This window comes from Rhizobium sp. SEMIA 4085 (assembly GCF_013004495.1).
GTDB lineage: Bacteria > Pseudomonadota > Alphaproteobacteria > Rhizobiales > Rhizobiaceae > Rhizobium > Rhizobium gallicum.
On the sequence record NZ_JABEPH010000218.1, the window covers coordinates 1 to 10,284 of the forward strand.

The window sequence follows — 10,284 nt, forward strand, 5'->3', positions numbered from 1 at the left end:
CCCACCTGACGCAGGGTCGCTTCGAGCGCGGCGGGCCTCAACCCGTTTCCCGCCGCGTCTGCAAGCTTGCTCATATGCCGATCTCCATCCCGTCGTAGCCGATCTCCCATCCCCCTGCCCTCACGACTGCTGCTTCGGGAGAGCGCTCATCGAGGATCGGGTTGGTGTTATTGATGTGCACATAGACGCGCCGCGCTGGCGCGATCTCGGCAAGCAGGGCCATGGAGCCGTCAGAGCCGGCGCTGTGCATGTGTCCCATGCGCCGGCCCGTTTTGGTCCCGACGCCCGCACTCAGCATCTCATCATCCGTGTAGACCGTACCGTCGAACAGCAGACAGGACGCCGCGGCAATCTTCTTTTTCAGGTGGGCGTCGATGCTCGCACAACCAGGAATATACAATGCCGAGGAATGACAGTCCTCCTGAACAATACGCAGCCCGACTGTATCGCCCTCTTCCGTCCCGAACCCCTCCTGCGCCCGGCCCGCATCTTCAAGAAACAGCGCAATCTTGCCCGGAACCGGAAAGGCTTCCACCACGATGGATGTCGGCTTGCCGTGCCAGTCCGCAATGGGGGTCGGCACGTTGAGCAAAAGTTCGCGGCGCTCGACCAATTGCCGGTCCAGAACGTTGAAAATGCTGTTTTCCTCGATCACCCGAAGAACCCGGGCGGTTGCATAGATGACAAAACGATGCCGCTCGCGCAGGCTCAATAGTCCGGCTATATGGTCGACATCGGCATTGGTCAGGACAACAGCCTGGATGGGCGAGGCCCGCAAGGGACCCTCCTCCATCGGCTGCAGCTCCAAAGCGGCAGCAATCTGTTCGCGAATGTCCGGGGATGCGTTGAAGAGAATCCAATCTTTGCCATCGGCGGATACGCCAAGGCTCGATTGGGTCCGTCGCCGAAAACCGCCTTCACCGTTGCGCACGGCGCGGCTCAGCCGATAATTGCAGTTCCATTGTGGAAATCCGCCTCCTGCCGCGGAGCCGAGGATCTTCAGCCGCATGTGATGGTGCTTCCTTCCGACGGCAGCCGCTCCACGCAGACAAGCCGCATGGAGCGGGAGATGCGCTTATTTCTTAGCCTTGAGTTCGGCGGAACGGTAACGTGACATTTCCATTCCGACGCACACGACGCATGTCGTCGGCTTCTTCCAACTTTTCTTCATAAGCTTCTCCTCTTTACTCTGCCCGAGATCAACCATTGATCTCCTCCCGGCATCGTGCGCCTTCGGCGCAAGCTCTGAAATCTCAACAACATTCGCATCTGCCATGTGGAGAAAATCCGAATGCCGTCGCTCTAGCCCTTGATCTGGTTACCGGCTTCGTCGATGAGCGGGACCTGATATTGCAGCAGAATCCGGTTTATCTCCGATTGGTTCTCCCGGATCACCTTGTTCAGCGTCCGTTTCCACTCCTGATCGGACGGACGCACGCCCATAGTGATGCGATAGGACATACGACCGGCCTTTTCTTTGAGAAGCGGCACCACGACAAGTTCCGGATTGATCTCCTTGACGTAATAGCCGGCCATCGGTCCCCAGAGGATAGCGACGTCGATGACGTCCTTTTCGAGGTCCTTCAACATGACCTCGGCCATGGACGGCGTCGAGCGGGTATCCACCATCAACGGGTAGGGCTTGGCGTTGCGCATCAGCTTGGCCCTCGCCAGGTTGGCGCTCGGCGGGGTTCCCGCGACGATCCCGATCCGCTTGTCGGCGATTTTGGGATCCTCGAGGCTTTCCAAGCCTTCCAGACCGCTACTCTTCTTGAAGATCATGACATAGGTGGATCGGTAATAGGCGTTGGTGTTCTGCACCAGTTCGTCGCCCTGGGCATAACCCATGATGACATCGCACCGGTTGGCTCTCAGCGTATTGCGGACGAAGCCGGTCGCCATCGGATACCAGGTATAGGAGACCGATTTGCGTTGGGTTTTGGCCGCCACCAGTTCAGCCAGCTTGTTTTCGAAGCCTTCGCCGCTTTCATCCGTAAACGGCATGTTTGAGGGATCGGCACAAACACGCAGCACGTCCGGATCGACCAGTTCGCCCGCCGCGCCGATCCCGGCACCTTGCGCAAATACCGCGGTCGGGATCGTGGCAACCACCGCGACCACGAACAGAATATGATGACCGCACAATTTGCTTGGCGACATTAGATCAGCTCCCCATACAGGATTTTTCGTGCTCTTTCGCCGCTTGCGGCTTGTCAGCCTTCTTGGGCGGACGACCGCGCGGCGCGTCGCCGACGGCCCGGGCGCGCAGATAGACGTAGATGTCGTCGAGGTAGCAGTAGACATTCTTGTTTTCGCCGAACGCCGGCATGACGTTTTCCTTGCCGCCACCGACATTCTTGCGGCCTTCCGCGACGATCGACAGGAAGGTTCCGTAGTCCATGTTTTTCATGGTGTTGGCGAGCGCAGGCGCATAGCTCGAGCCGACGCCGTCCGGTCCATGGCAGACATGACAGTCGGAATGATAGCGCCGGTAGCCGCTGAAGGTATACCAGTCGACCGTCCCGTCATCCTGGATCTTGAATGTTGGATTGCCTTCCGCATCGACATATTTGCCATCCTGTTCGCTGACGGCTGCGGCTTTCTGCTTGTCGTCGGCGGCAAGGATGACGCTCGAACCAATAATAGACATCGCAAGCACTAACACTGTTTTGCGCACTGACATTCGGACCTCTTTCTCATTCGCCACCAATACAGCCTTGCTGTCGCGATGCGGCGTTGACAGGAGAGTTGTGGTTTGCGTGGCGAATTCGAGGGCCCGCCGGGGGAAATCCCGGTCTTCCGGGCCCTCGCTTCTCTACCAGCCGCCTCGACCAAGAGGTCGGCGTGCTATGGGTTCCCGTAGATCAATCCGGGAGACCGAAGACGGTGAGCTGACCGCCCAGCGTCGTGTAGTCGGCAAGAGCGGCATAGCCGCCGACAGCGCCGAGACCTGCCGTCGAGATCGACTTTTCTTCCTCGGCCGGAGCCTTCTGACCGGCAACGGCCTGCTGCCAGGCTGCAGCACCTTCCGCACCCAAAAGACCACCGGCAAGTCCGATGCCGGCCCATCCTCCAACACCCGACAGCACGGCAACATACTGCTTGCCCTTGTGCTCGAAGGTGTTGATGTTGCCGATAATGCCGGACGGGGTCTTGAACTTGTAGAGTTCCTTACCGTCCTTATCGACAGCCTTGATGTAGCCTTCCAGCGTGCCGTAGAAGATGACGTCGCCATCGGTCGACAGTGCACCCGACCACACAGAGAACTGCTCGGGCTTCGACCAGACGATCTCACCCTTGGCGGCATCCCAGGCGATGAAGTTGCCCATGCCGCCATGGCTGTTGGGAGCCGGGTACATCGATACCGTTGCCCCCACATAGGGCTGACCGGCGGTATAGCTGACCTGGTAAGGCTCGTAGTCCATGCAGACATGGTTGGTCGGCACGTAGAACAACCCGGTCTTCGGCGAGTAAGAGGCCGGCTGCTGGTCTTTCGTTCCAAGTGCGGCCGGGCAGACGCCCGTCGTATTGGTGTCCTCGCCGTTCTGCTGCGTCGAGTACTGGGCAACCACCTGCGGGCGGCCATACTCCTTGCTCTTCGGATCCATGACGACTTCCGTCGCCCAGTTGACGGCCGGATCGTATTTCTTGGCAACGAGCAACTCGCCGTTTGCGCGATCCATCGTATAGGCGAAGCCGTTGCGATCGAAGTGCACCAGCACGTCGCGTTTCTGGCCGCCGACGTCCATGCCGTCGACGAGGATCATCTCGTTGACGCCATCGAAGTCCCATTCGTCATGCGGGGTCATCTGGTAGACCCACTTGGCCATGCCTGTATCCGCATCACGCGCGAATATGGTCATCGACCATTTATTGTCGCCCGGTCGCTGAACCGGGTTCCAGGTCGACGGGTTGCCGGTCCCGTAGTAGACCAGGTTGAGCTTCGGATCGAAGGCATACCAGCCCCAGGTCGTTCCGCCACCCTGCTTCCATTGCTCGCCTTCCCAACTGCTGACGCCCGAATCCTTGCCGACCGGCTTGCCCAGATGAGTGGTCTTTTCCCCATCCATCAAGGTTTCCGAGTCAGGACCGGTCGAATATGCCTTCCAGGCAACCGAACCGTCTTTGAGATTATAGGCGGTCACATGGCCACGCACACCGAACTCGCCGCCCGATATGCCGATCAGCACCTTGTCATTGAAGACCATGGGTGCGCTGGTTCCGCTCTCTCCCTTACCGCCGGCCGTATCCTCGCCGTTCTTCACCGACCACACGACCTTGCCGGTCTTGGCGTCGAGCGCAACGACTGTCGGTTCGGCCTGGTTGAGAATGACCTTGCCATCGCCATAGGCAACGCCACGATTGACCGTGTCGCAGCACATGATCGGGATGACGTTGGGATCCTGCTTGGGCTCATACTTCCACAGGATCTTGCCGTCATTGTTGAGATCGAGAGCATAGACGGTATTTGGGAACGGCGCATGGACATACATCACGTCGCCGATCACCAGAGGTCCACCTTCATGACCGCGTAGCACGCCGGTCGAGAATGTCCATTTGACCTGGAGGTTCTTCACATTGTCCTTGTTGATCTGGTTCAATTTCGAAAACCGGGTATTGGCATAGTCACCCGTCGGAATCGCCCAGTTTTTGGAATCGGAGATCAATTTTTGGACCTCGTCGTTGGCAGTAACTCCTCCCGCCAATGACAAAGATACCGCAGTCGTCACCAATGCCGATTTTATGAAGCTTGCACGTACACGCATTTAGTCCTCCCTAAGTTCGCAAGGATGACGAGTTATAACGGCGCCTGTTCAGCGACCCGCGTCATCGGTTCAGCGTGTGGGAAGTATTTCCGGCAGCGTGTCACGACCTAAGCCAGGCGCGCGGAGGGCACCGTTACCGCCCACCCGCTTGGCCTACGAAGACAGTCACCACTCCCTTGACGGTAACGTCCTTGAAGCCGGAAACAAATAGACCATAAGAGATAGATTTGCTTTCTGCAAGCGTGTTTGTTCAGCAATATTCGCTGCGTTGCAGCATCAATTTTGTGCAATGCAATATTAATATTGTCTGATTACTGTAAAACTACTGCCAATGTATCGACGTCATTGAAATTATGCTATAATAACACTGAATATCATCTTTGTCAGACAGAAAAATGCTCTGCATGAAAGGAAACGCCATGATCGCGCTTAAGACACTTGGTATCGCGACCTTCGCACTTGCAGCAATCAGCTTCACGCATCCGGTGGCGGCGGGAACCCGTTATCCGACCAACGTCATTGCAGAATATGTCTATGCCTGCATGAAGGCGAACGGCGAAAATCGGGCGATCCTCGACCGTTGCTCGTGTTCGATCGACGTCATCGAATCGATTCTGCCCTATGAACGCTATGAGACGGCCTCCACCTTTAAGCAAATGGGGCTCCTCACCGGTGAAAACGGCGCATTGTTCCGCGAAAGTGCCCCCGCAAAGGCTGCGACGGCGGAGCTGAGAAGAGCCCAGGCCGAAGCTGACATACGATGCTTCTAAATCGGATTTCGGTTCCTGGACTAGCTCCATCTCGGGCAGCATGACCATCGAGGGAGAGCAGATTGATGCGGCTCCTGCATCCTGTGGACTTTATCAGCAATTATTAAAATGCCGTAGTCTCGCCAAAGGGAATCGGACACTATCGGTCTATGCGCGATATCTCACGGCCGTTCACTACCGACGACAATCTCGAAAGGCACATACGCTGCCAGGAGGCGTTGCAGTTCGCGTTCCTCGACCTGATAGCGGCAGCCGTTGCCGTCGGCTGGAACGAGCGTGAGGCGATTGTCGCGGTCTTGGATCTTGCCGACAATCATATGCTGGCACTGGCGGCAAACGATGGCATGTCCGCCTTGCTCGATGCCTTGAAGAAGGCGCCTCGACGCTCATCGCAATAAGAACATATGGTCCGCGATCGAGTGGTTAATATCGCGTCCTTTTTTGTTGGGACAGAGTTTTAATGCCCAATTGGCTTTGCCCGCATCGCGCGACCTATCACGGGCCGCGGACTGGTGAGTAACAGAGGGTAGTCAAACCGACAGAGCGCGTGAAGGGGGCATCGTTATTTCACTTCCTGACTTTCTGGAACATCGCCTTTCGTGACCGCTCAGTGGAAGACTGGCGACCGACACGGCCCATCTCCTATCGCGTTCAGCTCTTATGTTTGCCGCCCTGCGGGTTGCTTTTCGTTGCGGCCTTGATCTGATTGGCGAACGTACTCTCCACCTTCATCGGAGACTTCTCCTGTTTCGGTTTCCGCGCTTCACGGTTGCCTCTTACTTGTCCTTTAGCCATTGGTGCGATCCTTTTTGAAGTTAGAATTGATGTGTGAGGACAGATTCACAAGATTCCGATACGACCATTTCGATGTCCTCGGTGAGCGAGCCCACGAGAACTATTTGGTGGTCCCGCGTAGGTGCTACATGGCCGGCCAGCTTATTGGAGTGGCGCCCGAAGCATGTTGAGCTCAAACGAAGACATGTATGAAAGATCGAACACGGAAGACATTCTGTCCTCCTTTGAGAAGGCTAGGGTGTGGGGCCTTCGATCAGCAGTCCCGTAATTAAGACTGCTGAAGAACGGACCATGCGCTCTTCCCATTCTCAATACAACTGAATTCGGAAAAGGCGCGTTGGTGACGCGGGACATGAAACTGGCGACGAGAAGCCGACGATCCGATCGGTCAGCATCACTGCCTCGCGAAAACGTTGCCATCAGCACAGGCTCGGGAGCGACGGGAGAGTAAGTTGCTGTTCGCTCACCCAAGGGAGACGAGGCGAACAACTGATCGAGGATCTCGCATGCGAGGTTTTAGGTGTGGCCAGGCTGCCGTCCCCCAGGAGGAGAAACCGAAAAAACCACCCGCGACCTCCCGCAGCTGCAGGTTTCTATGCATGATCCCGGCTCGAAAGGAGCCCTCATCTGCGCGACGTTTAATGCGCCTTTCCAGCCGGTGCCCGCATTGCGGCGGATCGTCGGATTTCCCTCTTAGATCTCTGTACCCTTCGGTGGATACTCGCACCGCCATCGCACGACGCGCAAGTTCGGATGCTCCTCGGACCACTTGGCAATCTGAGGAGGCGCCTGGGCCATGCAGGCCATCAAGCTTCCCCTGTTTTCGAAATGAAGATGTTCATCCCGGCAGCTCGAAGGCCTGTCCGCAATACAAATTGTCAAGACGAGTTCGATAAATATCATGTCGCACCTTTCGACCAAGGAGGCCGCGCCGCAGCAATCTCTCAGGCACCGCAGCCGGGACCGCCAACCAGCCGCGCCCCCGCGGTGCTGGAAGAGGTAAGGGTATGAAGAGGCTAAAAGCTTCACTCCGGCCCGTCAATCGCGACCTTCGTCCGGCGCGATCAATGAGGGTTCAATGGCTTATCAAAGGGTTGACTTACATTCCCTGGCGGGTAACTTTTTTGCCGGATCGCAAGTCTGCCGCCACCGTACGGAAGGCCATGCGATCCAAAATGGCTGGCGCCGGTGGAGGAACAGCAGCGCCTGCCTTCGTCAAAGGGCACCCTTGGCGAAATGAGGAAATATCATGAACTATCATATCCTTCTGATCGGTGTATCAGTTGCGATCTTTTCTGCCTGCGGGGTCAATGCTCAGGAGGGAGATGCCAACGCAGGCGCAACGGTGTTCAACAAGTGCAAGATCTGTCATAGTGCCGACACTGACCAGAACAAGGTAGGCCCGTCTTTGAACGGTGTGATCGGCAGGACTGCCGGCTCGCATCCCGGGTTTTCTTATTCCAAGGCAATGACCGATGCGGGCAAGGCCGGCCTGAAGTGGGACGAGGCATCGTTGCGCGACTACCTCCACAATCCGAAGGCGAAGGTGAAGGGCACCAAGATGGCTTTTGCTGGCCTGAAGGACGATGCCGACATCGCCAATCTCCTCGCTTATCTCGAGCAATTCCAGAAGAAGCAATAAAAAAGAAGACCGCCGGCAGTCGCCGGCGGTCTCATCACCCCTTGACTTGCTCGGCTTACGCTGCCTGCTGCGCCAGCGCCTTGTCTGCCTGTCGGCGGATCGCTTGGATATTGCCCGCATAGGCCGACGCGTCATTGTCTGCGAATATGGCCGAGCCCGAAACAAGAACGTCGGCACCGGCAGCAGCGATCAGCGGCGCGGTTTCGGCGGTAATTCCGCCATCGACTTCTATATGGATCGGGCGATAACCGATCAACGCGGCCACGCGGCGCACCTTTTCGGCGACCGCTGGGATGAAGGCCTGACCGCCGAAGCCGGGATTGACGGTCATCAACAGGACGAGGTCCAGCCGGTCGAGCACGTATTCGATCACGCTTTCAGGCGTCGACGGATTGAGCGCGACGCCTGCCTTCTTCCCGAGATTGCGGATCGCCTGAAGCGTTCGGTCGAGGTGGGGCCCAGCCTCCGCATGGACCGTGATGTAATCGCAGCCGGCAGCGGCGAAGGCGGCGAGATAGGAATCGACCGGCGCAATCATGAGATGACAGTCGAACACGGCGTCCGTCCGGTTACGGATCGATTTGACGACCGGCGGCCCGAATGTGATATTGGGTACGAAATGACCATCCATGACATCGAGATGGATCCAGTCTGCGCCCGCCTTGATGACCTCCTCCACCTCATCACCCAACCGGGAAAAATCTGCCGAAAGGATGGAGGGGGCAATGATCGATTTGCGGCTCATGACCTGGCCTCCTCTTGTCTTGCTGCGCTGTTGAAGACGCGACTGGCCTGGATGTCTTCGGCAACGATGGTGGACAGCACCTTGGCATCAATCGGGCCGGCGGAAGTCTCAAACAGCCGGTTTGCCTGACGCAGGCGCGCGCGATCGAGGGCGTTGCGGATAGAGCGCGCATTGGCAAAATGCGGTTGGCGGCGCCGAAGGGCGATATATTCTTCCATGGCGGCGCGGGCCCTGGCGTCGAAACGATAGTTCTGCTTGGTAAGTGTCGCCTCGGCGATCCGCAGCAGTTCGTCGTCGGTGTAATCGGGAAAGTCTATATGATGAGCGATACGCGAACGAAAGCCTGGATTGCTTTCGAAGAAGCGCTCCATCCGGTCGGCGTAACCGGCCAGTATGACGACGAAATCCTCACGCTGGTGCTCCATGACCTGCAGGAGGATCTCGATCGCTTCCTGGCCGTAGTCGCGCTCGTTTTCCTGCCTGTAGAGATAATAGGCCTCGTCGATGAAGAGGACACCCCCCATCGCCTTTTTCAGGATCTCCTTCGTCTTCGGCGCCGTGTGGCCGATATATTGCCCCACCAGGTCGTCACGCGTCACCGATACCAGATGCCCCTTTCGGATGTAGCCGAGGCGATGGAGCAGATCGGCCATGCGCAATGCAACGGTCGTTTTCCCAGTCCCGGGATTGCCGCTGAAGCTCATGTGCAACGTCGGCGTTTCATGGGCGAGACCGAGACGCTTGCGCGCGCGTTCGACCAAAAGCAGGGCCGCGGTTTCCTTGATCCGCTGCTTGACCGGTGCAAGGCCGATAAGAGAATTGTCCAACTCGTCGAGGAGCTCCTTGACACCGGACTCGACATATTCCGCCCGCAGATCGATGGCTGAGGGCTCCTCGTCATCGATCTTAGGTCTCTTGGGGACCGCATCAGCCATAACGTTCTCCCGCCGGCCGGTCTGCCGCATAAGAACGCGTGGTGTAATGGAGCCGTCTGCCGGCCGCCTCCTGCCGCTCAAGCCGGAATCCTGGCTCTTGCGCGGGACGATTGACGATGAATGAGAGGCGAACGGACTCCCATCCATGGCTGCTGTCGAAGGCGACGAGCCGGATATAGCGGTCGCCATAGACCTTCCGGCACTCGTTCAGCTCCATTATCAGCGCGGCTGCGTCCGCATTGTCAAACATCGGGTGACCCCACATGTCCCAATAAGTGTTGCGGGGATGGGGATCATCGGTGAATTCGAGGCTCGTCGCCCAGCCCTTGTCGATGCAGTATTGCGCCTGCCGGGCGATCTGCTCGTCCGTCAGCGGCGGCAGGAACGAGAATGCTCCCTGGGTGATATGCATGTGAGGTCTCCTATTCTGCTGCTGTGGCCGTCGGCACGAAATCCGGCGTGTCGGTCGAGGTGTAGTTGAAGGTCACGTCCTTCCAGACGTCGAGGGCCTGCTGCAATGGTCGGCAGAGGCGCGCCGCCTCGCGCAGGATCTCCGGTCCCTCGTGCACGATGTCCCTCCCCTCGTTGCGGGCGTGCTCCATGCATTCTATCCCTTCGTTGTTGTCTGTTG

General features: G+C 57.8%; 11 protein-coding genes and 1 pseudogene. 3 read left to right on the forward strand and 9 right to left on the reverse strand.

Annotated features, from left to right (window positions below; translation table 11 throughout):
* Positions 1-70 precede the first annotated feature (70 nt).
* The 5 genes from pqqB to C9413_RS20400 form a co-directional block, all read right to left on the reverse strand.
* The gene (pqqB, locus tag C9413_RS20380) at positions 71-1,009 is read right to left on the reverse strand and encodes a pyrroloquinoline quinone biosynthesis protein PqqB (RefSeq protein WP_170250826.1); all 939 of its coding nucleotides are present in this window, start codon (positions 1,007-1,009) and stop codon (positions 71-73) included.
* Between the two features lie 66 nt (positions 1,010-1,075).
* Positions 1,076-1,276 (reverse strand): hypothetical protein, encoded by a 201-nt coding sequence (locus C9413_RS20385; protein ID WP_133938508.1) that lies wholly within the window; start codon positions 1,274-1,276, stop codon positions 1,076-1,078.
* Between the two features lie 26 nt (positions 1,277-1,302).
* The gene (locus C9413_RS20390; RefSeq protein ID WP_040115753.1) at positions 1,303-2,160 is read right to left on the reverse strand and encodes a substrate-binding domain-containing protein; all 858 of its coding nucleotides are present in this window, start codon (positions 2,158-2,160) and stop codon (positions 1,303-1,305) included.
* A gap of 4 nt (positions 2,161-2,164) precedes the next feature.
* Entirely contained in the window at positions 2,165-2,683 is a 519-nt protein-coding gene (locus C9413_RS20395) for a c-type cytochrome, methanol metabolism-related (RefSeq protein WP_133938512.1), read from the reverse strand.
* A 181-nt stretch (positions 2,684-2,864) separates the two neighbouring features.
* Complete coding sequence (locus C9413_RS20400; protein ID WP_170250827.1) at positions 2,865-4,766, reverse strand: methanol/ethanol family PQQ-dependent dehydrogenase; 1,902 nt, start codon at positions 4,764-4,766, stop codon at positions 2,865-2,867.
* 419 nt (positions 4,767-5,185) lie between these two features.
* Here C9413_RS20400 and C9413_RS20405 point away from each other — a divergent pair, with 419 nt between their 5' ends.
* The 3 genes from C9413_RS20405 to C9413_RS20420 all read left to right on the forward strand — a co-directional run bounded on the left by C9413_RS20405 (position 5,186) and on the right by C9413_RS20420 (position 7,973).
* Complete coding sequence (locus tag C9413_RS20405; protein WP_040115756.1) at positions 5,186-5,536, forward strand: hypothetical protein; 351 nt, start codon at positions 5,186-5,188, stop codon at positions 5,534-5,536.
* Positions 5,537-5,685: 149 nt separating this feature from the next.
* Positions 5,686-5,934, forward strand: a complete 249-nt coding sequence (locus tag C9413_RS20410; protein ID WP_040115757.1) for a hypothetical protein — start codon at positions 5,686-5,688, stop codon at positions 5,932-5,934.
* 1,646 nt (positions 5,935-7,580) lie between these two features.
* Positions 7,581-7,973, forward strand: coding sequence for a cytochrome c family protein (locus C9413_RS20420; RefSeq protein ID WP_040115758.1), 393 nt, complete (start codon positions 7,581-7,583; stop codon positions 7,971-7,973).
* Between the two features lie 55 nt (positions 7,974-8,028).
* On the opposite strand, the gene rpe is transcribed toward C9413_RS20420, so the two are convergent.
* From rpe to rbcL, 4 genes and pseudogenes are all read right to left on the reverse strand, one after another.
* Positions 8,029-8,718 carry a ribulose-phosphate 3-epimerase gene (gene rpe, locus C9413_RS20425; RefSeq protein ID WP_040115759.1) on the reverse strand — a complete coding sequence of 230 codons (690 nt, stop codon included), beginning with the start codon at positions 8,716-8,718 and terminating at the stop codon, positions 8,029-8,031.
* On the reverse strand, positions 8,715-9,653 hold the full coding sequence (gene cbbX / locus C9413_RS20430) for a CbbX protein (protein ID WP_052451825.1): 939 nt from the start codon (positions 9,651-9,653) through the stop codon (positions 8,715-8,717). Before cbbX ends, rpe begins: the two co-directional genes overlap by 4 nt.
* Positions 9,646-10,065 (reverse strand): ribulose bisphosphate carboxylase small subunit, encoded by a 420-nt coding sequence (locus tag C9413_RS20435; RefSeq protein ID WP_040115760.1) that lies wholly within the window; start codon positions 10,063-10,065, stop codon positions 9,646-9,648. The genes cbbX and C9413_RS20435 overlap by 8 nt, the downstream gene beginning before the upstream one ends.
* Before the next feature lie 10 nt (positions 10,066-10,075).
* A pseudogene (gene rbcL, locus C9413_RS20440) lies at positions 10,076-10,284 on the reverse strand (ribulose-bisphosphate carboxylase large subunit); the annotation flags it as partial.

Coding starts and splice junctions, on each gene's coding strand:
- C9413_RS20390 (WP_040115753.1), bottom strand. CDS start 2,160: ATGTCGCCAAGCAAATTGTGCGGTCATCATATTCTGTTCGTGGTCGCG.
- C9413_RS20410 (WP_040115757.1), top strand. CDS start 5,686: ATGCGCGATATCTCACGGCCGTTCACTACCGACGACAATCTCGAAAGG.
- C9413_RS20400 (WP_170250827.1), bottom strand. CDS start 4,766: ATGCGTGTACGTGCAAGCTTCATAAAATCGGCATTGGTGACGACTGCG.
- C9413_RS20420 (WP_040115758.1), top strand. CDS start 7,581: ATGAACTATCATATCCTTCTGATCGGTGTATCAGTTGCGATCTTTTCT.
- rpe (WP_040115759.1), bottom strand. CDS start 8,718: ATGAGCCGCAAATCGATCATTGCCCCCTCCATCCTTTCGGCAGATTTT.
- C9413_RS20405 (WP_040115756.1), top strand. CDS start 5,186: ATGATCGCGCTTAAGACACTTGGTATCGCGACCTTCGCACTTGCAGCA.
- pqqB (WP_170250826.1), bottom strand. CDS start 1,009: ATGCGGCTGAAGATCCTCGGCTCCGCGGCAGGAGGCGGATTTCCACAA.
- C9413_RS20395 (WP_133938512.1), bottom strand. CDS start 2,683: ATGTCAGTGCGCAAAACAGTGTTAGTGCTTGCGATGTCTATTATTGGT.
- cbbX (WP_052451825.1), bottom strand. CDS start 9,653: ATGGCTGATGCGGTCCCCAAGAGACCTAAGATCGATGACGAGGAGCCC.
- C9413_RS20385 (WP_133938508.1), bottom strand. CDS start 1,276: ATGGCAGATGCGAATGTTGTTGAGATTTCAGAGCTTGCGCCGAAGGCG.
- C9413_RS20435 (WP_040115760.1), bottom strand. CDS start 10,065: ATGCATATCACCCAGGGAGCATTCTCGTTCCTGCCGCCGCTGACGGAC.